The 26,370-nt window shown below is 54.4% G+C and carries 16 protein-coding genes, 3 tRNA genes and 3 rRNA genes; 18 read left to right on the top strand and 4 right to left on the bottom strand.

Features of this window, described 5'->3' with window-relative positions:
• Nucleotides 1–10: 10 nt before the first annotated feature.
• The 10 genes from QU660_RS08800 to rpsR all read left to right on the top strand — a co-directional run bounded on the left by QU660_RS08800 (nt 11) and on the right by rpsR (nt 13,405).
• A complete protein-coding gene (locus tag QU660_RS08800) occupies nt 11–6,442 on the top strand; it encodes an N-acetylmuramoyl-L-alanine amidase family protein (RefSeq protein WP_304946144.1) in 6,432 nt (2,143 codons plus the stop codon).
• Between the two features lie 381 nt (nt 6,443–6,823).
• Nucleotides 6,824–7,012 (top strand): hypothetical protein, encoded by a 189-nt coding sequence (locus tag QU660_RS08795; RefSeq protein WP_304946143.1) that lies wholly within the window; start codon nt 6,824–6,826, stop codon nt 7,010–7,012.
• 158 nt (nt 7,013–7,170) lie between these two features.
• On the top strand, nt 7,171–8,043 hold the full coding sequence (locus QU660_RS08790) for a phosphoribosylaminoimidazolesuccinocarboxamide synthase (RefSeq protein WP_304946142.1): 873 nt from the start codon (nt 7,171–7,173) through the stop codon (nt 8,041–8,043).
• 18 nt (nt 8,044–8,061) lie between these two features.
• A complete protein-coding gene (locus QU660_RS08785; RefSeq protein WP_304946141.1) occupies nt 8,062–9,051 on the top strand; it encodes a DUF2156 domain-containing protein in 990 nt (329 codons plus the stop codon).
• A gap of 64 nt (nt 9,052–9,115) precedes the next feature.
• Nucleotides 9,116–10,150, top strand: a complete 1,035-nt coding sequence (locus QU660_RS08780; protein WP_304946140.1) for a GNAT family N-acetyltransferase — start codon at nt 9,116–9,118, stop codon at nt 10,148–10,150.
• A gap of 178 nt (nt 10,151–10,328) precedes the next feature.
• Nucleotides 10,329–11,366, top strand: coding sequence for a YeiH family protein (locus QU660_RS08775; RefSeq protein WP_304946139.1), 1,038 nt, complete (start codon nt 10,329–10,331; stop codon nt 11,364–11,366).
• Nucleotides 11,367–11,386: 20 nt separating this feature from the next.
• Nucleotides 11,387–12,142, top strand: a complete 756-nt coding sequence (locus QU660_RS08770; RefSeq protein ID WP_304946138.1) for an NAD-dependent protein deacylase — start codon at nt 11,387–11,389, stop codon at nt 12,140–12,142.
• A gap of 163 nt (nt 12,143–12,305) precedes the next feature.
• Nucleotides 12,306–12,620 carry a 30S ribosomal protein S6 gene (gene rpsF / locus QU660_RS08765; protein ID WP_304946137.1) on the top strand — a complete coding sequence of 105 codons (315 nt, stop codon included), beginning with the start codon at nt 12,306–12,308 and terminating at the stop codon, nt 12,618–12,620.
• 18 nt (nt 12,621–12,638) lie between these two features.
• Nucleotides 12,639–13,115 carry a single-stranded DNA-binding protein gene (locus QU660_RS08760; protein ID WP_304946136.1) on the top strand — a complete coding sequence of 159 codons (477 nt, stop codon included), beginning with the start codon at nt 12,639–12,641 and terminating at the stop codon, nt 13,113–13,115.
• 20 nt (nt 13,116–13,135) lie between these two features.
• Complete coding sequence (gene rpsR, locus QU660_RS08755; protein ID WP_304946135.1) at nt 13,136–13,405, top strand: 30S ribosomal protein S18; 270 nt, start codon at nt 13,136–13,138, stop codon at nt 13,403–13,405.
• Between the two features lie 123 nt (nt 13,406–13,528).
• Here the strand turns inward: rpsR and QU660_RS08750 are convergent, their stop codons facing one another.
• The 4 genes from QU660_RS08750 to QU660_RS08735 form a co-directional block, all read right to left on the bottom strand.
• A complete protein-coding gene (locus QU660_RS08750; RefSeq protein ID WP_304946134.1) occupies nt 13,529–15,268 on the bottom strand; it encodes an ABC transporter ATP-binding protein in 1,740 nt (579 codons plus the stop codon).
• A gap of 239 nt (nt 15,269–15,507) precedes the next feature.
• Complete coding sequence (locus QU660_RS08745; RefSeq protein WP_304946133.1) at nt 15,508–16,362, bottom strand: tRNA 2-thiocytidine biosynthesis TtcA family protein; 855 nt, start codon at nt 16,360–16,362, stop codon at nt 15,508–15,510.
• Between the two features lie 11 nt (nt 16,363–16,373).
• Nucleotides 16,374–17,486 carry a cysteine desulfurase family protein gene (locus QU660_RS08740; RefSeq protein ID WP_304946132.1) on the bottom strand — a complete coding sequence of 371 codons (1,113 nt, stop codon included), beginning with the start codon at nt 17,484–17,486 and terminating at the stop codon, nt 16,374–16,376.
• A 660-nt stretch (nt 17,487–18,146) separates the two neighbouring features.
• Entirely contained in the window at nt 18,147–19,178 is a 1,032-nt protein-coding gene (locus QU660_RS08735) for an IS30 family transposase (protein ID WP_304945692.1), read from the bottom strand.
• A gap of 368 nt (nt 19,179–19,546) precedes the next feature.
• On the opposite strand from QU660_RS08735, the gene QU660_RS08730 reads away from it, so the two are divergent.
• From QU660_RS08730 to QU660_RS08695, 8 genes are all read left to right on the top strand, one after another.
• Nucleotides 19,547–21,077: ribosomal RNA gene (locus tag QU660_RS08730) — 16S ribosomal RNA — on the top strand.
• 61 nt (nt 21,078–21,138) lie between these two features.
• Nucleotides 21,139–21,256, top strand: a 5S ribosomal RNA gene (rrf, locus tag QU660_RS08725).
• Between the two features lie 6 nt (nt 21,257–21,262).
• Nucleotides 21,263–21,336, top strand: a tRNA-Ile gene (locus tag QU660_RS08720).
• A gap of 186 nt (nt 21,337–21,522) precedes the next feature.
• Nucleotides 21,523–24,415: ribosomal RNA gene (locus QU660_RS08715) — 23S ribosomal RNA — on the top strand.
• Together the 16S, 23S and 5S rRNA genes with 3 tRNA genes alongside form the textbook arrangement of a ribosomal RNA operon.
• A gap of 61 nt (nt 24,416–24,476) precedes the next feature.
• A tRNA-Asn gene (locus tag QU660_RS08710) sits at nt 24,477–24,549 on the top strand.
• Nucleotides 24,550–24,557: 8 nt separating this feature from the next.
• Nucleotides 24,558–24,628, top strand: a tRNA-Cys gene (locus QU660_RS08705).
• Nucleotides 24,629–25,018: 390 nt separating this feature from the next.
• Nucleotides 25,019–25,387 carry a DUF488 domain-containing protein gene (locus QU660_RS08700; protein WP_304946131.1) on the top strand — a complete coding sequence of 123 codons (369 nt, stop codon included), beginning with the start codon at nt 25,019–25,021 and terminating at the stop codon, nt 25,385–25,387.
• A 154-nt stretch (nt 25,388–25,541) separates the two neighbouring features.
• Nucleotides 25,542–26,078 carry a folate family ECF transporter S component gene (locus QU660_RS08695; protein WP_304946130.1) on the top strand — a complete coding sequence of 179 codons (537 nt, stop codon included), beginning with the start codon at nt 25,542–25,544 and terminating at the stop codon, nt 26,076–26,078.
• Nucleotides 26,079–26,370 lie beyond the last annotated feature (292 nt).

Here is a 26,370-nt window from a genome sequence, read left to right as displayed (position 1 = left end):
GAGGTGACACTTGAAGAAGAGACAGTCGAGAGAAGCTTTTTTTAGGAGAGCGGGACGGAGCGCGCTGAGCCTGGGCCTCAGTGCGGTGCTCGGGGCGCTCTCTGTTTTTGTGCCGCTGGGCGGTATGGAGGCGCAGGCGGCGACCGAATTGCAAACGCCGTCTCCGGCGCTGCCCTTAAGCGGAGAAACCGCGAACCACAGCATGACCTTTTCCTGGAAGGTGGGAATTGATGACCGCGAGATGACCGCGGCGCTTAAGTCGAACCGCTATAACCTTCTGGGAAAGAATGCGGACGGTTTCGAGCCTGCGATTACGCTTGATTCCGTAGACGGACAAGTAGAAGGAAACGGTGTGCCGCTTTACATTGTGATGCCGGATACGGACCAGGGGCCTGCCCCCTACCCCAAGCAGGTGGACACCACAACGGGTTCCGGCGGAACGGGGTATTGGCCGGGCGTTGCGGAAAGTGACGGACGGGGAAATACCTACTACATCGCGAAGATGGGGCAGAGAGCCTCGGAACTTGCGGGGGGCAATGCGGCGAGCGATGCGAACCAGAATTTGAGCGGAGCGGCATTGGTCGCAAAGAACGCTGCGGTCGAGACCACGCGCTTCGGTCCTGCCGGACGCTACCGCACGATCGAGACTCAGGTCGTGACGCGCGTCTCCGGTCGCTATGTGATAGCGGATTACTACTTCTACGGGCGAGAAAATCTGCCCACGGCCGGACAGAAATTCTATGTCGGTATGGCCTACGATCTCTCGGTTAACGATGTGCCTGAGACCTATCCCGGGTGGCCGGGGCTGTATCCTTCTGACAATGCCCGCAAAAAGGATATGATTAGCACGGATCGCGGCTTTTATGCGAGAAAGCACGGTGACATTGCGACGGTGAACATTGTCCTCGACGATGCGACCCTCGGTACCTCTGCGCCGAGCAGCAAGTGGATCGGGAAATTCGACCGCCGTCTGCAATACGCCTTTCATAACGGTTATGAGTCCATCTCAGGATATTCCGGGCTTGTTCCGATGTATCAGTATCATCCGCTCGGCAGCGTTGCGGCAATGACAGGGCGCTCCACCGAGGGTTCGGACCTCTCGCCGGCTTTTTCCTGGGAGTTAAACCTTCGTCCGGGCGAAACCATCCATAAGCGCATTGCTTACAGCTATGTCGAGGCAGCCATTTATGTCTCGAGCGGCGGTGTCGATACAAACAGCGGCACCTTTGACCATCCGGTCAATACGTTTGACAAAGCACTGGAGCTCGCAAAAAACAAAAATGCGGTCATCTACTTTGAGGATGACCAAGCGCTTACCGGGCCGCTTACCATTGATGCGAGCAAGGTCGGAACCATGGGAAGTTTGACCTTTGCGAGCACGGATATGCATAGCAATGCAACTTCGGTTACATTCGGAACCGAGACCAAGACCATTGCACCCGCAGCGGGCTACAGCGGACCGCTGTTCGTGAACAATCAGAGCACGGTTCCGGTCGCAATCGAGGATTTACACTTTGCAAACGGCAGCGGCGACTTCATGCTGAAGAACAGCTCCGGTACCCTTTCGCTCGGCGCGGGTGTGGTGCTCGAAAATGCAGCGGCGGGTGCGCTCAGCATTGAGGGCGGATCGGTCGAGTTCGCCGCAAACGGAGAAGAGGGAAGCCATTACCCGCTCACGGTGAGAAATAACAGCGCTTATCAGGACACGGCGGTATCCCCCGCCGCATCGCGCGGTGCGGTTTACCTCGGTGCGGCAGGCAACCTAACCGTCGGCGGTTCGGTGCGGCTCAGCGGGAACCGAAATGCCGTGACAGCGACCCAGCCGGAAAATCTCTACATCTCGAACAACAAAACCGTCACGGTGAACAGCGCGCATCCGTTGGACGGCAGTTCCGTCATCGGCTTTACAACCGAGACCTTGCCGACAGCGAGCACTACGGTCGATGTCGCGCTGAACGGTGCGGGCTCCATAGACCGCTTTGTCAAGGACAATCCTGCCGTCGGTATCGTCAAGGAGAAGAACGGAACCACCCTTCGCCTCAAGGCGGTGACACATAAGGTGAATCGCAGCGTGACAGACATGTCGGGAATTCCGATTGCAGGCGCACCGACGCTTACGCCGACCGGCGAGGATTATATGATAGGCGGAAAAATCACGGTGGACGGAATTCCGGCGACCATGCAGAGCTTTGTCGCGGGCGGCATACGCTATGTGTTTGACAGCGTTGAGCTCTCGGTATCCCCGGGCGCTGCGCTCATTTCGCCGACCGACGGAACAATCACGGACTTCGTGATGCCGAACGATACGGTGCAGGTGAATTACCGCTACCGCGACGATATGGGACGCATTATCATCGACGGCAACGGCGGTCTTCCCACAACAAGTTCGACGAACGGCATGGCAGGCACCCAGGTGGCGGCAATACTTCCGAGTCGTTACGGCTATGTGATTGATAAGATTACGGAAAATCAGGACGGCACGGGGGCGGCTGTCATCGCCAATGCGGCCGGGCAGTACATGCTCGGCATCGTAAACGGTGTGAAGACCTACTACGTGCAGTGGAAGCCGGACCCGAGCGTGCAGTATCAGCTCTATGTGCAGTATATGAACGCCGACGGCAGCATTTTGTTCCACCAGACGCCGGGTACACCGATTACCTTCATGACGGTCTTTACGGCCTCGAATCTGCGCGTTCCGGGCTATCGACTCCTGCCGGACAAGGTGCTGTCGCGCGTCGTACCGGACACGGTGCGGAATATGGTTGGCGGCCTGGATACGAACTGGCAGATCAACGGCAATTACACAGCGACCATGCCGAACCAGGATGTGGCGCTTGAGTTCCACTATGTCCCGGGCAATGCGGAGAGCGATAAGTCAAACTTCACCGTGGAGTATCGTCTGGGAACGGCTGCGGCACCGGGTGCCTTGGTTCCGGGAACGGCGCCCATGACGACGCGCTACCTCCCGGAGACGCAGATCAGCCAGTGGCTCACACTCCCGGTCGGCTATCGCATCAACGGCAACTCGCCTTTCCGCGTGGTGCAGGGGCATCAACCGAGCCTGCCGACCGCGACCAATAACTTTGTTTCTGCGGTGCGGAATGTGGACATCACCGGCAATACCCTGACGGCGGAAATGCCGAACCAGGATGTGAAGATTGAGGTTTACTTAGAGCCGGACGGCACGGGCGTGCCCTTCGTGACGAGCTTCCGCGATGCGGGCAGCCAGGACAGTGTTCTTCAGGTCCTGCGCCCGACGAGCATACAGAATAAGCCGATCGGCGCGAGCTTTACGGAGTCCTTCCCGGAGATTTACGGCTATCACTACGGCGCGACCGAGCCGAGCTGGAGCGATGCCCCCGCAGGCAGCGGCACGGTCAGTGTGAGCGGCAATGCGCAGAGCTATACGGCGATTATGCCGGGCGGCGAACTGGATTTGAATCTGGTCTATCAGCGCGACAGCGCAAAGTGGGTCAAGTTAAACTACCTGCCGGGCACGCACGGGACACTCTCGACGCTCAGTGCGGCGGCGGATGTCAAGACAGATGCTTCCGGCAATTACTATGCGGAGGTGATTCGCGCGGGCGCTGCGGCAAACGAAGGCTACAGCTTCGCGGAGATTAAGACCAAGCGCCTGGTGCCGGAAGTCACAGTGAGCGAGAGCCCGTATTACGAATTCGCGGGCTGGATTATCAACGACAACGGAAACGGCGCACTCGATGCGGGCGAGCAGCTCGCAGATGATGCGACCAAGTTCTCGGCGGACACGGTGCTCACCGCATATTACCGCGAGAATCCGGCTTACTGGATTGACATTTTATTGGCGCCTTACGACAGCAATACGCTGACAGTGCCGGGCGCAAGCCTGAACCGCCATGTAAAGAAGGACAGTCTCTTTGGCAGTGTTCGCGCTTCGGCGGAGACTTCTTTCACCGGCATCGCGAACTATGTGCGCGAGGACTGGTACGGCGGAAGCGGCGCGAAGCTCGATACGACGGCGGTTCTGCAGGACGGTGAGACCTATCGCCTCAAGTACGTGAAGGATCCGATTATCTTCGGACTTCCGGCGCAGGATGTGGATGCGGTCGGCGGTCTGCTCTCGGACAATACGGGGCGTGTCACGGTCTTTGACACCAAGCCGGGTTACAACTATATTCTGACGGATCCCGCGGGGACGGTACTCGACGTGGTGCCGGGTTCCGTTGTGGGACGGAGTTACTTTGACAACCGCATCCCGGGCGAGCAGCTTGTGGTCTATGAGGCAACGGGCGATGTCGCGGTACAGCCGGGCGATGACATTGCGGTGGTGACGGCGCTGAATCCGCCGTCGCCGAACGCAAAAGTCGGTGCGCCGCACCCGGTCACCATTCCGCTGCTGAATCAGAATCCGGATCCGGAGGCGGTTGAGACGCCGAAGTTCATGATTCAGACCTACGAGGGCGATATCGACAGCGTCGGAACCCAGGCTGTGAACGGCGATTTCTACAGCGAGGCACACGCGGGCGAGCAGGTGACGCTAACGGCGCCGGCGGTGAATGCGGCGGGGGCTGCGTTCACCGCGTGGCGTGTCACGGCGGGAAATATTCCGAATGTAAGCTTCCCGGCGGGGCAGGGCACGGTGCAGTTTACAATGCCGGAGACCAACCTGGTTCTGCTCGCGGAGTACGAAGCACTGCCGGGCGCGGATGCGGCGGTTTCGGATGAGAGCCGCAATGCGGCAAAGGGAGAATTCTCCCTGGTTCCGAGTGAGAGAGCAAGACTTTCCTCGCTTCTCACCACCCCGGAGGACCGTGTGCTCTCCGGTGTGAATGGCGCAAAGGTGGAATACCGCACGGTCTACACGAAGAAGGCGGTCAGCCAAACGGCATCGAACGCGCTGAAGGCAATCAGCATTGCGGGTACACAGCATCCGGATGCCTATACGGCGGCCTTTGAGCTGCGCACGGACATTGAGCGCTATGTGGACGGCAGAAGAGTCAACGCGACGCCCTCCAATGCGACCTTTGAGACCTATGTGCAGCTTGAAAACCGGGATGCGGATATGCTCGACTACGAGCTCTTCGAAGAGCAGCCGGGCGGCGGCTATGCCGGTGTCGCGATGCAGACCCTTGCGGGCAGCGTCGAGGAAAACGGCGGCCTCTTCCGTTTCACGGCGAAGGCGGGCGTGCGCTATTATCTGGTCTATTCGAAGGCATATCGCTTAAAGTTTATCAACGAGGCGCCGAACGCCGCGCAGCCGAGCCACAGCTTTAAGGTGAGACACGGTGAATCGGCGGAGGATAGCTACTACGCGGGCAGCAATGCGCTCGGTGGTCTGGCGGATCCGGATCCCTACGCGGTCGATGCGGACGGCGTCGAGTATGAACTGCATGCGGCCCCGGTTTGGAGTAAGCGTGCGGACCGCTACCAGGGCTTTGACCTCGGAACGCCGGTTCGGAAGCGCATGACGCTCTACGCCTATTACGAGAACAACCGCGCCGAGCTGGAAGACGCGCGGAAGAAACTCGATGAGGCGACCCGCCGCGCAATTCAGCTTGCGGACGACTATTTCCTGAAGCGCCGGGAGACCGCAGACCTGATTAACGGTGTGCACGGTGTTCCGGGCAAGCCGGAGATTTACGGCATACTGGAGTCGCTCGGCGTGCTGGAGCGCACGGGACCGAGAGCAAGTCTTGCGGAGCTGCAGGCGGCGCTTGCGGCAATGGAGCAGACGCTTGCCCACTATGACAGCGTGTTGGATCCGCGCTATGACAACTACGGTCATCAGCAGCAGAATCAGCTCTCGGGCGGCGGCTCGGGCGGCGGCGGTCGCGGAAACGGCGGCAGCGGGCGCGGCGCGGGACGCGGTGTCGGCGTCGGCAGCACGGCAGGCGGTGCTCGTCTCATTCCGAGCGATCCCTTTGTCGCGGACTATGAGAAGGGCTACACGGTCGGCACGAACGGCAACTGGGAGCTTTTAAACCCGGAGCAGTCCGAGTGGATCTTCACGCTGAACGGCGGTATGCGGCTTGTAAACCGCTGGGGTAAGCTTTCCTACCGTTACGGCGACCGCATTGAGACCGCTTGGTATCACTTCGGTCAGCACGGCATCATGGATTCGGGCTGGTTCCGCGATGAGAACATGAATTGGTACTACCTCGACCGGACACACGACGGTTTCTTCGGCAGAATGCAGCTCGGTTGGCATCACGACGAGTACGATCAGCGCTGGTATCACTTTGATGAGAGCAGCGGTGTCATGCAGACCGGCTGGCAGGAGATCAACGGCAAGTGGTACTACTTTGCGACGAGCGCGAGCGCCGATACCTATGAGTACGATGCGGTCAGTGAGAAGTGGTACTATAAGGACAGCGTTTCGGTGCGTCCCTACGGTTCCATGTACATCAACGAAGTGACTCCGGACGGCTACCGTGTGGATGCCACCGGCGCTTGGGTACGGTGAACATCGGTAATAAAAGCAAGGCAGCAACGAGATCCCTAATTCTTGTACCTGCGCGGGGCGGTGAAGATTTCTTCACCGCCCCATTTTTTGTGCCCGTTATCCTGAGAGAGCGTAGGCGCTCGGCGGCATGTACAAGCAGTCCGATTTGTGAAGTGACACGTTTAGAGGAACGGTTCTGCGAAAAATGGTATACTGAATGACACGAGATGCGGCGCCTGAACGAGAATTCCAAAGCGAAGTGTGAAGGCGGGCTTATTCTTACAAATGCAAACGATGCGTCCTGCCGTGCGTGCTTGCAGCAAAATGTGAAAAAGGATTAAAAACTAGGGGGGGGCACGGAAGAAAAGGCCTGAGAGATGAGGCAGAAGAAAGGAGATTGGGATGATTATTAGACATACGGAAGAGCAACTCAAACTGGAAGCTATTTTTGAGCCGTATCTGGAGAAAGGGCGGCTGCGAGAAGACGCACCCCAAGCGGCGAAAGAAGCTTTAGAGCGATACTTCGCGATATTCGAAGAGAACTACCGAAGAGCATTCGAAGACACCTACGGATGGAGTTTGGACAGTTGATTTTCGCATCATTGATCGGGTTCTTCGGCTTCTTGCAAAAACCATGGATTGCTCTCTTTTTTGAATGAGATTTCCAAGGCTTCGGCGGCATGTACAAGCCGTGCGGTTTGTGATACGATACCCGAAGCAGAGCTTCACCATTAAGAGGAGGTACGAGTATGCAGGAGTACAGACCGGTAAAAGAGGGAAAAGTGCGCGAGATCTACGATGTCGGCGAGGGCCTTATCATGGTCGCGACGGATCGCATTTCCGCCTTTGACGTAATCTTAAAGAATCGCATTACGGATAAGGGGGCGGTGCTCACGCAGCTGTCCCGTTTCTGGTTTGAGTATACCAAGGATGTCATGCCGAACCACATGATCAGCACGGATACGGCGGACATGCCGGAATATTTCCGCACACCGGAATTCGAGCGCCGCAGCATGCTTTGCAAGAAGCTCACAATGTTGCCGATTGAGTGCATTGTCCGCGGCTATATCACGGGCAGCGGCTGGGAGAGCTATAAGAAGAACGGAACCGTTTGCGGTATTCAGCTTCCGGCGGGCTTGCAGGAGTCCGAGCAGCTGCCGGAGCCTATCTTCACCCCGAGCACCAAGGCGGAAATCGGCGACCATGACGAGAACATTGATTTTGCGCGCTGCATTGAAGTGCTTGAGAAGGCCTTCCCGGGCAAGGGAAAAGAGTATGCGGAGATTATCCGCGATAAGACGCTGGCGCTCTATCGTCTCTGCGCGGACTACGCAAAGACCAAGGGCATTATCATTGCGGACACGAAGTTTGAGTTCGGCCTCAACGAGGCGGGTGAGGTTGTCCTTGCGGACGAGATGCTGACCCCGGATTCCTCGCGCTTTTGGCCGCTAGAGGGCTATGCACCGGGCAAGTCACAGCCTTCGTTTGACAAGCAGTTTGTGCGCGACTGGCTGAAGGCAAATCCGGACAGCGACTACAAGCTTCCTGAGGAAGTCATTGACAAGACCATCGCAAAGTACAAAGAGGCGTATGCGATGCTCACCGGAAAGGAGTTAGACTGAAGCGCAGCTTCAGGTGCTATGGAATTACGGAAGAATCAGGGCGGACAGCCGGAGTTTCATCACTTTCACGCGGGAGATATCGCGGGCTACGCACATTTTTATGAGTTGCGTTCCAATCTGACCTCGGACAGCACGCCGCTCGAGAGTTTTCTCTGGAGAAAGTATTTTGACGCGCGTGCGGCGGTGTTACGCGACGGGGAGCGGGAACTGGGCCTGCTTTGGCTCTACGGAACCGAAGAGGAGCCCTATGCGGCCATGCCGCTTGCGCGGGAGGAGGATTTGCCCGCGTGCTTTGCGGCGCTGCAGCGCTATTTTCATGAGGTTTTAAAAAAGCCGCTGGTTATAAAGCTTGCGGATGAAGGAGCCGTCAATGCATTGAACCTTTCGCCGGAGAAATATCTGGTCGAGGAGGAAGAGGACGCAAAGGACTATCTCTACGACGGCAATGCGCTCCGCACGCTGTCGGGCAGAAAGCTCCACAAGAAAAAGAATCACTACAACAACTTTATGAAGAACTACGGGGAGCGCTTCAGCTACCGGCCACTCGAATGTTCCGACCACGATGCGGTGATTCGCTTTCTCGACAAATGGCGGGGCGGCAAGGGCGAGGAGGTTGAGAGTCATCTGGACCGCGAGGTCGATGGCATCCATGACCTTCTGAATCACTGTTCGGAAATCAGTGCCGAGACGGGCGCCATCTTTATCGACGGTGAGCTCGAGGCCTTTTCCGTGGGCAGTCTGAATCGGCGCGACAGCATGGCGGTGATTCACATCGAAAAGGCAAATCCCGAGATTGACGGGCTGTATCAGGCAATCAACAAAGAGTTTTTGTGTCGCGCGTTTCCGGAGGCGGCCATCATCAACCGCGAGGACGATGTTGGTCTGGAGGGACTGCGGAAGTCAAAGCTCAGCTACTATCCCTCCGGTTTCGCAAAGAAGTTTTTGATTATGGAGAGAAGCGGCGCGGAGCTCAGCGCGGATCAAGTCCGGGCAGAAATGCAATACTGAACAATCCCCAAAGACCTGTCCGCATCGCGACAGGTCTTTTTCAAATGGGGAGAGAAGGGTGCAGATGGAAGTAAAACGCTTGGAAGCGGAAGAGAAGGAGAGCACACGGGCACTGTATGCGGAGGCCTTTCCGGAGGACAGTGTGCGCGCGCGGGACTATTACTATGAGACTCGCATGCGGGAAAATCGGGTCTATGCCATTCGAAACGGGAGTGAGGTGATGGGCATGCTCTGCCTGAATCCCTGCCGGGTGCGTTTCGGCGACAAGGATTGGGACTTGTCCTATATTGTTGCGGTTGCGACCGGGAAAAAGTATCGCAGGCAGGGGGTTATGCGGCGCATCCTCATGACGGCGCTACTCGATGAGTATGCCGAAAAGAAGCCTTTTGTTTTTTTGAAGCCCGCAAATCCCGATTACTACACGCCGTTTCAGTTTGCCTACGCCTCAAAACGCGAAAAGCGCATATTGAAGAACGATGCGCGCTACCACTGCAAGCGCGTGGATGTAGAGGATGACGCACTGCTTGCGGAGCTCTCGCGCTGCGCAAACAAGGTGCTCGGCGAGAAGTATCAATGTTACTGCCTGCGCAGTCCCGCGTATTTTCGACAAATCGGCGGGGAACTGTCCGCCGGGGACGGGCGCATGTTGTCCGTCTGGGAAAGACAGGACGGGGGCGAGCGCTTAATCGGGATGGAGTGCTTTGACTACGCGGATACCGTAGAGCGGGATGCGCGCCTTGTGCTGCCGGAGAAGGCGAGCATCAAATTCTGCGGCACCGAGCCCTTTATCATGGCGCGCGTGCTCTCGCTGCCGGACTTTTTTGCGGGCATCTCCCTGCGGCCGGAGGTCGCTGCGGAGGAGCGAGAACTGTTTTTCTCGCTGAAAGATCCGCTGATTGCCGAGAATAACGGCGTCTTTTGCTTACGCGCTACGAAGTGCGGGAGTCGGCTTGAGCGGCTTGCGGCATCCGGAAAGCGCGGGCGGGAAATCATGGCACTCACACCGGAAGAATTGGTATCCGTCTTTTTCGGCATGAAGCGAGAGGCTTGGGCGGCGGAATTGACGTCATACAGAGCCTATTTTGACGAAGAAATGTAAGGGGAAAACCTGGGTTCTGCGAAAGCGCATCCCATTCTTGCAGGGAATTTTCAGGGGAAGTGGCACCCGGGGGTGGGCGAGTAGCGGCACCCAAAGCCGGAACAGAATAGAAGAAAGAGAAATCCCTGTTGCGGATACGGAAGAGCTGTGTCTGCGGCGGGCAAAGAGGGGGAGGTATATGAACGGAATCAAAAAAACGGGACCCGGTATTCTGGTCTGCTTTGCGCTTGCCGTGCCGGCATGGCTGCTCGGAAAGCGCTTTCCGCTGATCGGCGGGGCGGTGCTCGCCATTCTCGGCGGCATGTTACTCACCATGGTTTGGACAAATAAGGGGAGAGCGGAGGCCGGGATACGTTTCACCTCCAAGTACGTCCTGCAGGCCGCTGTGGTTCTGCTCGGTTTCGGCTTAAATCTCGGCGTCATTTTAAAGACGGGAAGGCAATCGCTCCCCATTATTGTATGCACCATTGCGACGGCCCTGCTGCTCGCGTGGGGCTTACAGCGGGCGCTCCGAATTTCGGGGAACATTGCGACCCTGGTCGGCGTGGGCTCTTCAATCTGCGGCGGCTCGGCGATCGCGGCAACCGCGCCTGTCATCGACGCGAACGATGACGAGGTCGCACAGGCCATCTCGGTCATTTTCTTTTTTAATGTGCTCGCTGCGATTTTCTTTCCGATACTCGGCAGGGTGCTCGGTTTTGATACCGGGAGCGGCACGGCCTTCGGCGTCTTTGCGGGCACGGCCATCAACGACACCTCTTCGGTGACGGCAGCGGCTTCCACCTGGGACAGCATGTGGAAGCTCGGGACGGATACCTTGGACACGGCGGTCACGGTGAAACTCACAAGAACGCTCGCAATCATTCCGATTACGCTGGCGCTGAGTGTATATCGTGCCAAGCAGGCGGCAAAGGCGGGAGGAGAGCAGAACGGCTTTCAACTGCGGCGCGCCTTCCCGATGTTCATTCTCTATTTTATTCTGGCCGCGCTGATTACGACCGTTGCCCTGCAGGCGGGCGTCTCTTCGGCGGCTTTCCGCCCGTTGAAAGAGCTCTCGAAGTTCTGCATTGTCATGGCAATGGCGGCCATCGGTTTAAACAGCAACGTGGTGAAACTCATACGGAGCGGCGGTAAGCCCTTACTGCTCGGTGCGGTTTGCTGGGCAGGCATTACTTGCGTGAGTCTTTTGATGCAGCAGTTCATGGGACTGCGCTGACGAAAAAGAAAGGAGCGGCTATGGGCGGAGAAGCGGATCGCTTAGAAGCACAGATTACAGCACTTTCGGCTTGGATTTCGGAGAGTCAACATATTGTCTTTTTCGGCGGGGCGGGCGTTTCGACCGAGAGCGGCATTCCGGACTTTCGCTCATCGGACGGGCTCTATGCGGAGAAGCGGCGCTATCCGCCGGAGCAGATTGTGAGTCACAGCTTTTTCCTCTCGCACACGGAGCAATTCTATGAATTTTATAAGGAACGCATGCTCTATCCCGAGGCAGAGCCGAATGCCGCGCACCTTGCGCTCGCGGAACTGGAGCGGCAGGGAAAGTTAAGCGCTGTAATCACCCAGAACATAGACGGCCTTCACGAGAAGGCCGGGAGCAAAAAGGTGCTTCCGCTTCACGGCACGGTGCTTCGAAACCACTGTCAGCGCTGCGGGAAGTTCTACGATTTGCAGGATATGCTCGCGCGGCCGGGAACGGTTCCTCACTGCGACTGCGGCGGGATTATTAAGCCGGATGTGGTACTCTATGAGGAGGCGCTTGATACAGGGCTTCTCGAAGAGGCAGCGCGCTGCATTGCGGCGGCGGATATGTTGATTATAGGCGGGACCTCGCTCGCGGTTTATCCGGCGGCGGGACTGCTTCGCTATTTTTCGGGAAGGCGGCTGGTCGTCATCAACCGCAGTGCAACGCCTGCGGATCGGGATGCGGATTTGGTCATTCAGGCGCCGATCGGAGAAGTGCTTTCCGAGGCGCTCAATCCGGCTCGCTGAAGCAAGGCACACGAGAAGGCTCACAAAGGCGCGAAACTGCGCGACTTTCGGGACATTTGCGCTTGCAAAACCGTGTGAAATCGGGTAGAATAAGACACCGTGACATTATATCCTTGCTTCCGGACGTGACCGGAGGCCGGAGACCAAAAGGAGGAAGAGCGAAATGAACAAATACGAATTGACGCTTGTTCTGAACGGAAAGCTCGAAGAAGAAGAGAAGGTGGCTGCGCTTGAGAAGGCGCAGGGTTACATCACCCGCTTCAACGGCACTGTGACGAACGTCGACGACTGGGGTAAGAAGAGATTTGCTTACGACATCCAGAAGATGAAGGAAGGCTTCTACTACTTCATCAAGTTCGAGTCCGAGGATGCGTCCACGCCGAACGAGCTGGAAGCAAGCCTTCGCATTTTCGAGCCGGTCGTGAGATATCTGATCGTCAGAGACGAAACTGTCGAGCAGCCCGCACAGGCAGAATAATTCAGAAAGAGTGATTGTATGAACAAAGTCGTTTTGATGGGAAGACTGACGAGAGATCCGGAAGTTCGCTATTCGAGCGGCGAAAAGTCCATGGCGATTGCGCGTTACACCCTTGCGGTGGACCGCAGAGGCAGACGTGGGAACGGCAACGGCGAGCAGACGGCGGATTTCATCCCCTGTGTCGCATTTGACCGCGCAGCAGAGTTCGCGGAGAAGTATTTCCGTCAGGGAATGCGCGTGCTGGTGTCCGGACGGATTCAGACCGGAAGCTACACGAACCGTGAAGGGCAGAAAGTTTATACAACCGAAGTGATATTGGAAGATCAGGAATTCGCCGACAGCAAGGGCGCTGGCAACGGCGGAAGCGGAAATTATAACAGCGCCGCACAGACAGGCTATGCGGAGGAGAGAAGACCGAGCCCGCAGAGTGCCAGCACCGAGGGATTCATGAATATCCCGGACGGCGTCGAAGACGAAGGACTGCCGTTCAATTAATCAGATAGGGGGACAAGGTTATGCCTTTTAACAGAAGTGACAGACCGGAAGGACAGAGAAACAGACGTCCGGGCGGCATGCGCAGAAGAAGAAAAGTTTGTGTGTTTTGTGCTGAGAGCGCAAAGCCGGTAGATTACAAGGATGTTGCAACGCTGAAGAAGTACATCTCCGAGAGAGGTAAGATTCTTCCGCGCCGCATCACCGGAAACTGCGCGCGTCACCAGAGAGCGCTTACGCTCGCAATCAAGAGAGCACGTCACATTGCTCTGCTTCCGTACCAGGTGGACTAAGCCACAGGCGGAAATACGAGAAATCGGAAGGGAGTTCCCGTGAGGGAACTCCCTTTTTTGTGCCGCCGGAAACTGCGCATCACCGGAGAGTATGCGCACTCGCAATCAAGAGAGCAGGTCACATCATGCTGCTGTTGTCTTGTTTACCAGCGACCAACATGCTCCTTTTCGGGCAAGAAGCTCATCGAACTTGCCGGATTCCGCGACCCGACCGTCCTTCAGGACAAACACGCAGTCAAAGCGCTCCATGAGTTCGGGGTAGATGTCGTGCGTGACAACGACACGCGTTGTAGCTTCCATCTTTTGGACGGTGTCGATGATTTGATATCCGGTTCGGGCATCCAGTGCGGAAGTGGCCTCATCGAGCAGCAGTACCTTGTTTTTCTTTAGGATGCTTCTCGCAATCCCGATGCGCTGCCGTTCTCCGCCGGAAAGCAGTTTTCCGTTTTCGCCGCAGAGATAGTCCAAGCCCTTTTGCTCCGTCAATGCGGCAAGTCCCGCCTTACGGATTGCGTCGTAAAGCTCTTCTTCCGAACAGGAGCCGAACATGGTGATGTTGTCGCGTATGCTTGCATCGAAGATGAAAACCTCCTGTTGAATGACCGAAATCAAATCGAAAAGGCTTTCATTGGAAATATCTCCGATGTCCGAGCCGTCATAGCGGATATACCCGGTGTATTCTCGCATGGATCCGGCAAGCAGATTTAAGAGACTGGTCTTCCCGCTTCCGCTTTCGCCTATGATAGCGTAACATCCGTTTGCGGGAAGCGAAAACGAGATATCACTGAGTATCTTTTTCGTGTTTCCGTAGTCAACGGAAACTTGCTCTACTTCGATTCTGTCACAGCAAGTGACCAAGGCAGTTCTTCCCTGCGCTCGATGTGACGCAAGAAAACGGTCATGGTTTTGCATGAGTTTCCGAGATGCCTTGATGTTGGCCATGAGCTCGGGCATGCTAATGCCAAGCTGAGAGATGTTTCGCATGAGCTGTACAAATACGACAATCATGCCGACGGATATCCCCTCACCGCTTTTTGCGAGGAAGAGCGCCGCAAAGAAAAATACAATCTGTGCCAGGTGACCGACCAGTGAGGCGATGTATGCGACCGAGATTTCCGCGTGTTCGCGCCTGCTGAAAGCCGCGGAGGCATCCGCATTGACGTGCTCCAGTTTTTGAACTACGGCGCGTTCCGCCTTTACGCTCTTGATGGAACGAAAGCCTTGCAGTACTTCCGCAAAAGCCCCGAGAAAGCGGCTGTTTGCAAGGGCCATGTTGCTCTCGCATTCTTCAATCTGCTTCATGCGGAAGGAAGAGAGCAGGATGGGCAATAATGAAACCGAAAAGGCAATCAAGGCCAGTTTGATATCATAGCGGAGCATCAGAATGACGGTACCGGTAAAGCTGAAAAGCAGTTCGGCGGCGTAAGGCAATTGCTCAAGATAATTCATACGAATTTGATTCAAGTCGTTTGAAATTGCAGAGGTATAGTTTGCGGAACTTTCTTGCCGGAAGGCGGCAATGTCCTTACCGAGAATCTTCGCGCAGACATGTGCCCTGTACTGTGTCAGCGCGCGACTCCGAAATGCGGTCCAAAAGATATATTCGAGCACGGCGCCGGTGAGCAGACAGCCGATACAGGCTACAGCGCAGAGAAGCAGATAGGGAACGGTACTGCTACGCTCGCCGGAGATGGTGTCTATGACCTTTTGGGTGAAAACGGAGAAACCAAGCATTGCGGAGGCCTTACACGCAATCCCGAGTATAGACAATAGGAAATTCAGCCCGTTTCCGTCATACAGCGCGGATTTGCACGTTGCGGAAGCGCTCCATTCGGTTGAAGTTATTTTCTTGCTCTTGCACATGATCGGAGTTCCTTTCGTTTGCTTCGAAGCAAAGCCCCAAATCAGGGGGTTGTTTCAGATACATTCATTATATCCGTATTGCAAGGCTTTTTGTGCGATAGAGTCGGGCATTTCGGAAGCAATGGGAAAAGCAATCAAGTGAAAGGAAATCAAACGATACACATCAAAAAATCCCTCGTTACGACATTTGCGTAACGGGGGATTTTTCGTTTGAGAGCGGGAGATTTGGGCGGGGCATTTTATTCCCCTCGCCTTGTCGCGTAATCCTCGAGGAAGCTGTGATCCCCGTCTGTTCTGCGGAAACCCGGGAAGGTTTCTGTGCAGACAGCATGAATCGCGTTGAAAATACTCTTTTCGATGTCCGGATTGTTCTGTTTTAAGTGGCGCAGCAGGATTTTAATCTCCTGGCGCTTGCTGCCGCCGCCCCCATTGTCACAGATGGTGCAGTTTTCGGTGAAACGGCAGGCGCATTGTATAAACGAGAGCTCGTTGTAGCGACGCCACGCGATGATATCGTCCTCGCGGATGCAGTACATCGGACGTATGAGTTCCATACCCTCAAAGTTTTGTGAGTGTAGCTTCGGCATCATGCCCTGCAGTTGGGAGCTGTAGAACATTGCCATGACGGTGGTCTCGATTACGTCATTTAAGTGGTGGCCGAGTGCGATTTTGTTGCAGCCGAGGTCTTTGGCCTTGCGGTAGAGGTGGCCGCGGCGCATGCGCGCACAGAGATAGCAGGGGTGTTCGTCGGCATTGTTCGCGACATCAAAGATGTCGGTCTCGAAAACAGTAATCGGGATGTTGAGCAGTTTTGCGTTGCTCTCGATTTTTGCGCGGTTAATTTCGTTGTAGCCCGGATCCATGACGAGGTAGATGACCTCAAAGGGAACGTCGCTGTGGCGGTGCAGTTCCTGGAAAAGCTTGGCAAGCAACATGGAGTCTTTGCCGCCGGAAATACAGACCGCGATTTTATCGCCAGGCTCTACGAGTTCATAGCGTTTTACGGCGGCAATAAAGGGATTCCAGAGTTGCTTTCTGTATTTTTTGATGATGCTCCGTTCGGCGAGCTGATAGGGCAAGAGTTCTCGTGCCATGGGCACTCCTTTCAAATATGCAGGAGAGGAGCGAGCGCACTTAGGAGAGCGTCCAACTCTTCTCGGGTGGTCAAGTGGCTTAAACTCACGCGAAAGGAGGCGAGAGCGTTTTTTCGGGAGCGACTCACGGCAAAGACCGCGCGACTCGGAAGGGCATCGGAGGAGCAGGCGGATTTCACCGAGATGCAGATATCCGCCTCGGCAAGTGCGGCCTGCACGGCGGAACCGCGATTGCCGGCGATGCTCAGATTCAGAATGTGCGGAACCGCATCCGCCGGGCTGTTGATGCTGACTTTTTTCTCCTTGGAAAACGCAGTGCGGAGATAGGCATTGTGTGCGCGGACCGCCTCGTTTCGGCTGACCTGCTCGGTGAGCGCAAGTTCCAGCGCGCATTCCAGCGCTTTGATTTCCGCGAGGGCAGGCGTACCGCTGCGGTAAGGAGAATCGCTTTCACCGCCATGGAGCTGCGGGAGCAGCGGAATGCCTTTCTTCTTATATAAAACACCGCTGCCGATAAGGCCGTAAAACTTGTGCGGCGCAAAGCTCACGCTGTCTGCAAGGCGAAAGTCTGTACTTATTTTCCCAATCGCCTGGGTTGCGTCGACATGAAAGTGGCAGTCGGGGAAACGGCGTATCCGTTCGACGGCCTCCGCAAGCGGTTGCACCGTGCCGAGCTCGCTGTCGACCGCGGAGAGTGCGACCAGACAGGTATCCTTCCGGAGCAAAGAGTTTAGGGCTTCGAGATTGATGCGGCCGTTTGAAAGAATCGGGAGTAGATCGATCTCATAGCCGTTTTCCTGCAAGTGACTCAGACAGGCACTGACCGAAGGGTGTTCAAGCGCGGTGCTGATGATGTGGCGACCGACATGGCGCCGCGCCGCGACGCTGCCGAGCAGTGCAAGATTATTGGATTCCGTTGCGCCGGAAGTAAAGATAAGCTCTTCGGGCAGAACGGAGAGTAATTCCGCGATGCGGTTTCGGCTTTCGCTGAGTGCGTTAGCCGCCGCCTGTCCTGCGGGATGTTTGGAATTCGGATTGCCGGGAAAATCGAGACTTGCGCGGAAAAACGCCTCTGCAACCCTCGGGTCGGCGGGAGTATTTGCGCTGTAATCGAGATAAATCATAGAAGACCTCCAAAAACGTACAGAAAAACATTCTAGCATGCGGCTGTGAGCGGTGCAAGGCGACGCGGCGGAAAGGAGCTGTTCTAATATAGAAGATAGGCTTCGACAGAAAATTCCGGGAGTCGGGAAAGTGGGAAAGCTCTCGAGAGTTTGGGACATAGAGCGTTGAGGGCAATTAGAAAAAGCAGGGAAAGAGAGAAGGGGAGAGTGTCGATAGGCGATAGGGTGTGAAGGGAGTGAAAGGAAGAGAGATTCAGGGATGAGTAGCGATAGGGTATAAGAGAAGGCAGCGGAAGAAAAGGATGGGAAATGAGAATGATTTAGATATGTGAGCGAGGGAGGGGGATCAGAAGCACCTGGGGATAAGAGGAAATAGGAAGTTGAGAAGCGATAGAGGTTTGAGGGTTGATGGGGTAGGCGGGCCGATAGGGAATGGGATACGATAGGAGTATGGGAAGCATTGGAATGGGAATGAGAGCTTGGAGTTGCGGAGAATACCGGGAGCTGTCACAGCGGAGCAGAATTTCGAAAGATAGCAAAAGAGAGGATCGGAATAGCAACGGGATACAAAATATCGATAAAACGGCAGTAACGAGGGACGCCTCAAAAAACAGCAAAAATCGTGTTCTCGGCAGAAGGACAAAAAAATAAAAAAAGTGGCTAGATTGCAAGATCAAGTAGGACAGTCTGAAATAATTCCTCCGGCGAACTGTAATGAAAGGATTTTCGAGGGAGTTGATTGATCCAGTTCTGTATCTCTCTTATCTGCTCATCCGTAACTACATCAAAAGAACTCCCTTTTGGTAAGAACCGGCGAATCAATGAGTTCTGCTTTTCATTCAGTCCGCGTTCGTAGGCGGAGTAAGGATGGGCATAGTATATGGGTATCGTGGAAAGCAACTGTGGCAGTGAAGCAAATTCACTGCCATTGTCACTTGTGATGGAGCGAAAGACTTGGCTGAATCGTTCTCCGTATAGCTCTCGGAGCGTTTTTAAACCTTGCTCGACCGCTTGTGTGCTTCTACCGGGTATCTTTATAATGTGTCGAAATCTTGTGATTCGCTCATCCAGTGTCAACAAAACGGATTGTGACTCCTTTCGACCGACCACGGTATCAATCTCCCAATGCCCAAACTCCTCCCGCTGATTGACTACTTGGGGGCGAGCTTCAATACTCAGGCCATACAGCCGCTTATGCTGCGGATGTCCCTTACGGTGTTGTTTACGTTTGACCTTTAGCGCGAGATCGATATTTCGAGCTTTTAACAATCCACGCTCAATATAGTTATAAAGTGTCTTGCTGCAAACCAGCTCGGTGAAACAGCCCTTTTCTTTGGCAAGACCGCAAATCGTATCAGGTGCCAGATGCTTTGTCAGTATCTGCTTTACTGCAAAAGACACGAACTTCTTAGCTTTCACCAGCTTCATGGGGCAATGACTATTTCGTCTTCGATGTTCGTAGACACGCTGTCCCGAATCTCCAAAGTACCGAGTGTATGGCTCCAGATTCCGTCCTAACTGCTGTACAGTACCTCTGGCAAGTTCATTATATAAAGTTGACCTTGCAATCCCGATTTCGCGCGCGATGCGACTTTTGGGGAGCTTTAATTGCAGCAGCACTTCAATCTGTGCACGCTTTTCGCGTGTCAGGTGGCGATATTTTCTATTTGTGGTATACTCGTTCTGGGCCATGGCGAACCTCCTGGTGTGTTGGTGTGTGGTAGCTTCATCATACCACGAGTTCGTCATCGGCTCTTTTTTATTGTCCTAGTTCATCTTACAATCATCCAAATAAAAAAAGTGCAAAGTTCTTGTTGACAGTTCTAGGCGAGGCTGATATCATATGAGAGTCCCGCGAGTGAGCGGGCCAAGAACCTTGAAAATCAAAGATCAGACAGTACAAACAACCCTGAAATCTCTGTGAAAACAGAGGGCTTGCGGACATTTTTCGAATGTGTTCGTGAGCTTCCAAAAGAATTTCAAAAAAGAACCAAACCAAGTAATAACGGGTAAAATAACTGAGAAAGACCAACGTTATTTTGACCGGAACGAACAAACTTTAAATTGAGAGTTCGATCCTGGCTCAGGATGAACGCTGGCGGCGTGCTTAACACATGCAAGTCGAACGAGAAATGAAGACGGAAACCTTCGGGCGGAAGGCTTCATTTCGAGTGGCGGACGGGTGAGTAACGCGTGGGTAACCTGCCTCATACAGGGGGATAACAGTTGGAAACGACTGTTAATACCGCATAAGACCACAGCACCGCATGGTGCGGGGGTAAAAACTCCGGTGGTATGAGATGGACCCGCGTTCGATTAGCCAGTTGGCGGGGTAACGGCCCACCAAAGCGACGATCGATAGCCGATCTGAGAGGATGACCGGCCACATTGGGACTGAGACACGGCCCAAACTCCTACGGGAGGCAGCAGTGGGGAATATTGCACAATGGGGGAAACCCTGATGCAGCGACGCCGCGTGAGTGAAGAAGTACTTCGGTATGTAAAGCTCTATCAGCAGGGAAGAAAATGACGGTACCTGAGTAAGAAGCCCCGGCTAACTACGTGCCAGCAGCCGCGGTAATACGTAGGGGGCAAGCGTTATCCGGATTTACTGGGTGTAAAGGGAGCGCAGACGGTTGCGCAAGTCTGAAGTGAAATCCCGAGGCTTAACCACGGGACTGCTTTGGAAACTGTGCGACTTGAGTATCGGAGGGGCAGGCGGAATTCCTAGTGTAGCGGTGAAATGCGTAGATATTAGGAAGAACACCGGTGGCGAAGGCGGCCTGCTGGACGAAAACTGACGTTGAGGCTCGAAGGCGTGGGGAGCAAACAGGATTAGATACCCTGGTAGTCCACGCGGTAAACGATGAATACTAGGTGTTGGTGCCCCAAGGGCATCGGTGCCGTCGCAAACGCAATAAGTATTCCACCTGGGGAGTACGTTCGCAAGAATGAAACTCAAAGGAATTGACGGGGACCCGCACAAGCAGTGGAGCATGTGGTTTAATTCGAAGCAACGCGAAGAACCTTACCAAATCTTGACATCCTTCTGACCGCACCGTAATGGGTGCTTTCCTTCGGGACAGGAGTGACAGGTGGTGCATGGTTGTCGTCAGCTCGTGTCGTGAGATGTTGGGTTAAGTCCCGCAACGAGCGCAACCCCTATTGCCGGTAGCCAGCAGGTAAAGCTGGGCACTCCGGCGAGACTGCCCGGGATAACCGGGAGGAAGGCGGGGATGACGTCAAATCATCATGCCCCTTATGATTTGGGCAACACACGTGCTACAATGGCGTTAACAAAGAGAAGCGAGAACGCGAGTTTAAGCAAAGCTCAAAAATAACGTCTCAGTTCGGACTGCAGTCTGCAACTCGACTGCACGAAGCCGGAATTGCTAGTAATCGCGAATCAGCATGTCGCGGTGAATACGTTCCCGGGTCTTGTACACACCGCCCGTCACACCATGGGAGTCAGCAACGCCCGAAGTCAGTGACCCAACCGCAAGGAGGGAGCTGCCGAAGGCGGGGCGGATAACTGGGGTGAAGTCGTAACAAGGTAGCCGTATCGGAAGGTGCGGCTGGATCACCTCCTTTCTAAGGAAGAAGTAAGGGTTGTTTGTGCTGTCTGGTTTTTGATCAAAGGTTCAACCGGATTTCCGGTGTCGATGCGTCTTCTTGAAACACCCGTTCCCATCCCGAACACGACGGTTAAGAGGAAGACGGCCGAAGGTACTATGCTGGTAACGGCATGGGAGAATAGGCGGGCGCCGGATTATTATGGGATTATAGCTCAGCCGGTTAGAGCGCACGCCTGATAAGCGTGAGGTCGGTGGTTCGAGTCCACTTAATCCCAGTTTGCACCTTGAAAATCGCATACAGAATGAATATTCAATTAAGAATATCTAGACATCCGAGGTGATACGACGAAAGTCGTATCCGATAGATGTGGCGAAAGTCATGTCTATAATGTAATAATACGTAACTCTGCGAGAGCAGAGTTGACCAACCCGCATGTTCTTACGCTAGAGAACATGTAAGAGGTTAAACAGAAAAGAGCGTAGGGCGGATGCCTTGGCACTAAGAGCCGATGAAGGACGTGATAAGCTGCGATAAGCTGCGGGGAAGAGCAAATATCTATTGATCCGCAGATTTCCGAATGGGGAAACCTACTGCAGAAGACCTGCAGTGACTGTACGTAAATCCATAGCGTACAGCCGGGAACCCGCTGAACTGAAACATCTAAGTAGGCGGAGGAAGAGAAAACAACAGTGATTCCGTAAGTAGTGGCGAGCGAACACGGAAGAGCCCAAACCGCGGTGCGTGCACCGCGGGGTTCGGACTGCATAAGGGGATTGAATGGTTACCGGAAGGACTTTGGAAAAGTCCGCCACAGAGGGTGAAAGCCCCGTACGGGAAAACGATTTAAAACTCGGCAGGATCCAGAGTACCACGAGACACGTGAAACCTTGTGGGAATACGGGGGGACCACCCCCTAAGGCTAAATACTACTTAGTGACCGATAGTGCATAGTACTGTGAAGGAAAGGTGAAAAGGACCCCGGGAGGGGAGTGAAAAAGAACCTGAAACCCTATGTTTACATGCAGTGGAAGTGCGATACATGAACGCACAACCGCGTACTTTTTGTAGAACGGTCCGGCGAGTTGCCGGTGCTGGCAAGGTTAAGGACTACAGGTCCGGAGCCGAAGGGAAACCGAGTCTTAACAGGGCTTACAGTCAGCATCGGCAGACCCGAAACCGGGTGATCTATCCATGTCCAGGTTGAAGTTCCCGTAAAAGGGAATGGAGGACCGAACACACATCCGTTGAAAAGGGTGGTGATGAGGTGTGGATAGGGGAGAAATTCCAATCGAACCCGGAGATAGCTGGTTCTCCTCGAAATAGCTTTAGGGCTAGCCTCGACTTAGTCAGACGGAGGTAGAGCACTGAATTCCTGAGGGGGCGTCAAAGCCTACCAAGGGATATCAAACTGCGAATGCCGCACTGATGATGGTCGGGAGTCAGACTGTACGAGATAAGTTGGACAGTCAAAAGGGAAAGAGCCCAGACCTACAGCTAAGGTCCCAAAATACGTGTTAAGTGGAAAAGGATGTGGGATTTCGAAGACAGCTAGGATGTTGGCTTAGAAGCAGCCACACATTCAAAGAGTGCGTAATAGCTCACTAGTCGAGAGGTCCTGCGCCGAAAATTTCCGGGGCTAAAACACGATACCGAAGCTTAGGAATGTAGCAATACATTGGTAGAGGAGCAATCTCAGAGTGCCGAAGCGTTACCGTAAGGAAGCGTGGAGTTCTGAGAAGAGAGAATGCCGGAATGAGTAGCGAGAATGATGTGAGAATCATCATGGCCGAATATCCAAGGATTCCAGGGTAAAGCTGATCTGCCCTGGGTAAGTCGGGACCTAAGGCGAGGGAGAAATCCGTAGTCGATGGACAGCAGGTTCATATTCCTGCACCTGACATGATCAGAACTGTGGGGACACAGGAACAAAACCGGACCCGGGAGAGCAAAGACCGGGCGAAGCGAAGTTAGGAGTGCGGTAGGCAAATCCGCCGCACAATCCGAAAGCGTGATAGGGAGCGAAAAATAAGTAGCGAAGCCGGTGGAGGGACTGTCGAGAAAAGCCGCTATTGTATCATGTCAGCCCGTACCGCAAACCGACACAGGTGGATGAGGAGAGAATCCTAAGGCCGGCGGGAGAAGCATTGTTAAGGAACTCGGCAAAATGACCCCGTAACTTCGGGAGAAGGGGTGCTGCAGAGATGCAGCCGCAGAGAAAAGGCTCAAGCAACTGTTTAGCAAAAACACAGGTCTATGCGAAACCGTAAGGTGAGGTATATGGGCTGACGCCTGCCCGGTGCTGGAAGGTTAAGAGGAGAGGTTAGCGCAAGCGAAGCTTTGAATTTAAGCCCCAGTAAACGGCGGCCGTAACTATAACGGTCCTAAGGTAGCGAAATTCCTTGTCGGGTAAGTTCCGACCCGCACGAAAGGCGTAATGATTTGAGCGCTGTCTCAACAATGCACCCGGTGAAATTGAAGTACCAGTGAAGATGCTGGTGACCTGCGCCAGGACGGAAAGACCCCATGGAGCTTTACTCCAGCTTGATACCGGGATTCGGTGTTACTCGTACAGGATAGGTGGGAGGCTAAGAAGGAAGGACGCCAGTCTTTCCGGAGCCGCTGTTGGGATACCACCCCTGTGGCACTGGATTTCTAACCTACATCCGTAATCCGGATGGGGGACAATGTCAGGTGGGGAGTTTGACTGGGGCGGTCGCCTCCGAAAGAGTATCGGAGGCGCTCAAAGGTTCCCTCAGAATGGTTGGAAACCATTCGAAGAGCGCAAAGGCAGAAGGGAGCTTGACTGCGACACCGACGGGTGGAGCAGGTACGAAAGTAGGACTTAGTGATCCGGTGGTATAAAGTGGGATTGCCATCGCTCAACGGATAAAAGCTACCCTGGGGATAACAGGCTTATCACTCCCAAGAGTTCACATCGACGGAGTGGTTTGGCACCTCGATGTCGGCTCATCGCATCCTGGGGCTGAAGTCGGTCCCAAGGGTTGGGCTGTTCGCCCATTAAAGCGGTACGCGAGCTGGGTTCAGAACGTCGTGAGACAGTTCGGTCCCTATCCGGCGCGGGCGTAAGATATCTGAGAGGAGCTGTCCTTAGTACGAGAGGACCGGGATGGACTGACCACTGGTGCACCGGTTGGGGAGCAACCCCATGGCCGGGTAGCCAAGTCGGGACGGGATAAACGCTGAAGGCATCTAAGCGTGAAGCCCCCCTCAAGATGGGATATCTCATGCGAAAGCGGTAAGACCCCTTGAAGACGACAAGGTAGATAGGAGAGAGGTGTAAGCGTGGCGACACGTTCAGCTGACTCTTACTAATCGGTCGAGGGTTTAACCAAAGGGTTTGGGAAAGAGATGAATAGATAAAAATTCTGTGTGCGGTTTTCAGGGTGTAAATAATCCTTGTTAGCTCAGTCGGTAGAGCACGCGGCTGTTAACCGCGGTGTCGTTGGTTCGAGTCCAACACGAGGAGCTTAATATGGCGACATAGCCAAGTGGTAAGGCGTGGGTCTGCAAAACCCTGATCACCGGTCCGAATCCGGTTGTCGCCTCTCGTGAGACCGGTCCGAAGGACCGGTTTTTTGTTGCAAAAAAATGAGAGCTTTCTATAATGACGAGTAGGGAACAAAGGAAACCCAGAGCATAGCCGAATCGATTCCAAGTGAGCAGATCAAGCCCTTGCGATGGCAGCGATTTATTCAAGCCCGTGTGACGGCAGTGATTTATATTTCCCGGCTGTGCGTAGAGCAGCGCGGTTCCGAGACGTTTCGCTTTCGCGCGCAAGAACGGCTCTCAAGCCCGTGTGACGGCAGCGATTTATAATTCGCAGTTGTGTGTAGAGCAATCTGATTCCGGGACGTTGCGCTTTCGCGCGCCGGGGTATGTAGGAAGGAAATGATAGAAACTCCGAGAACGGTAGGTAACGAAAGGAGAAGCGGGAAATGAATGAGCTGAAGATGAAGCGTATCTACGAGTCGGCGGAGCCGACAGACGGAACGCGTATTTTGGTAGACAGACTGTGGCCGAGGGGAATCAGCAAAGAGAGGGCAGCGCTGACGCGCTGGGAGAAAGAGATTACGCCTTCTCCGGACCTCAGAAAGTGGTTCGGTCATGAACCGGAGCGTTTTGCTACCTTTACGGAGCTCTACCGGAAAGAACTGGATGCGAATCCTGCGGGAGAGGGGTTTCTTTCCGAGATACGGGATTTCCTGAAAGAGGGAAATGTAACTCTGGTTTACGCGGCAAAAGATCCGGCTTGCAATCATGTGCTTGTCTTGAAGGATTGGATAGAAGAGCGGCTGAAAAGGTAGTATAATGAGCCTTAGATTCAGAGTGACGGGATAAGGTTCGCGTTGCATGGAAGTTTGACACACTCACGATAGACGACATACACCCGGTGTCTGATTCTTGTAGCCGAAAACAGAATATGGAAACGTAGTGCACTTTTCTCAGGAGGAAAAAAGCATGGAACACATGAAAAATGTCAGATCGCTGACGGTGGCAGCGCTACTCGTGGCGCTCGCGGTGACGCTCAAGTTTTTGAAGATCGTCATCACACCGACGCTCGAATTCAGCTTCGCCTTTTTGGCAAATGCAAGCGCGGGTTTTTTATTCGGGCCCTTTGTCTCTGGTACCGTCGGTGCGCTTGCGGATGTGCTGGGCTATCTGGTCCGACCGACAGGCCCCTTCTTTCCGGGCTTTACGCTGAACGCGATTATCAACGGCGTGGTTTACGGCCTGATACTTTACAAGAAGCCGCTTTCCATGAAGCGCGTTGTCATTGCCCGCGTGATCAACACGGTGCTGATCAGCTTCCTGTTGAACCCGCTTTGGCTCTCCATGATGTACGGTAAGGCCTTCCATTTGCTGGTTAAGACCCGCTTTATCAAAGCAGCGATTCTCTTTGTACCGGAGTGCATCCTGCTCTATGCGATTCTGCAGCTTGTGCAGAAAATTGCGCTGAACGCATCGTTTCTGCAGCGACGCAGTGCAAGTGAATAAGACAATCAGATAGATAAACCGATTGCTTCCCCCTCTGCAACGCCGTTATGATAAGGCGCTGCGGAGGGGGATTCTCATTAGAGCATAATAAGTCAAAGAGCAGACGCTTCGAAAGCGGCGGATGCATAGGCCGGGGGAGACACGGCAAGAAGCGTCGGGCAATAAACTGTATAAAATAGAATACATGTCCCTCAGAGCGAAAAAAAACGAATATCCCGCTTGCATTCCGCTTACAAGGCGTGTATAACGAGAGTCTCGTGCGATGAGATTGACAACTCTTTGTCGATCTTAT

The sequence above is a fragment of the Stomatobaculum sp. F0698 genome (assembly GCF_030644385.1).
Lineage (GTDB): Bacteria > Bacillota > Clostridia > Lachnospirales > Lachnospiraceae > Moryella.
This window is presented reverse-complemented; position numbering and strand designations above follow the sequence as displayed.

Excerpts from the sequence above, each read along its gene's own strand:
- QU660_RS08795 (WP_304946143.1), top strand. The coding sequence starts at position 6,824 with ATGATTATTAGACATACGGAAGAGCAACTCAAACTGGAAGCTATTTTT.
- QU660_RS08790 (WP_304946142.1), top strand. The coding sequence starts at position 7,171 with ATGCAGGAGTACAGACCGGTAAAAGAGGGAAAAGTGCGCGAGATCTAC.
- QU660_RS08785 (WP_304946141.1), top strand. The coding sequence starts at position 8,062 with ATGGAATTACGGAAGAATCAGGGCGGACAGCCGGAGTTTCATCACTTT.
- QU660_RS08780 (WP_304946140.1), top strand. The coding sequence starts at position 9,116 with ATGGAAGTAAAACGCTTGGAAGCGGAAGAGAAGGAGAGCACACGGGCA.
- QU660_RS08775 (WP_304946139.1), top strand. The coding sequence starts at position 10,329 with ATGAACGGAATCAAAAAAACGGGACCCGGTATTCTGGTCTGCTTTGCG.
- QU660_RS08770 (WP_304946138.1), top strand. The coding sequence starts at position 11,387 with ATGGGCGGAGAAGCGGATCGCTTAGAAGCACAGATTACAGCACTTTCG.
- rpsF (WP_304946137.1), top strand. The coding sequence starts at position 12,306 with ATGAACAAATACGAATTGACGCTTGTTCTGAACGGAAAGCTCGAAGAA.
- QU660_RS08760 (WP_304946136.1), top strand. The coding sequence starts at position 12,639 with ATGAACAAAGTCGTTTTGATGGGAAGACTGACGAGAGATCCGGAAGTT.
- rpsR (WP_304946135.1), top strand. The coding sequence starts at position 13,136 with ATGCCTTTTAACAGAAGTGACAGACCGGAAGGACAGAGAAACAGACGT.
- QU660_RS08750 (WP_304946134.1), bottom strand. The coding sequence starts at position 15,268 with ATGTGCAAGAGCAAGAAAATAACTTCAACCGAATGGAGCGCTTCCGCA.
- QU660_RS08745 (WP_304946133.1), bottom strand. The coding sequence starts at position 16,362 with ATGGCACGAGAACTCTTGCCCTATCAGCTCGCCGAACGGAGCATCATC.
- QU660_RS08740 (WP_304946132.1), bottom strand. The coding sequence starts at position 17,486 with ATGATTTATCTCGATTACAGCGCAAATACTCCCGCCGACCCGAGGGTT.
- QU660_RS08735 (WP_304945692.1), bottom strand. The coding sequence starts at position 19,178 with ATGGCCCAGAACGAGTATACCACAAATAGAAAATATCGCCACCTGACA.
- QU660_RS08700 (WP_304946131.1), top strand. The coding sequence starts at position 25,019 with ATGAATGAGCTGAAGATGAAGCGTATCTACGAGTCGGCGGAGCCGACA.
- QU660_RS08695 (WP_304946130.1), top strand. The coding sequence starts at position 25,542 with ATGGAACACATGAAAAATGTCAGATCGCTGACGGTGGCAGCGCTACTC.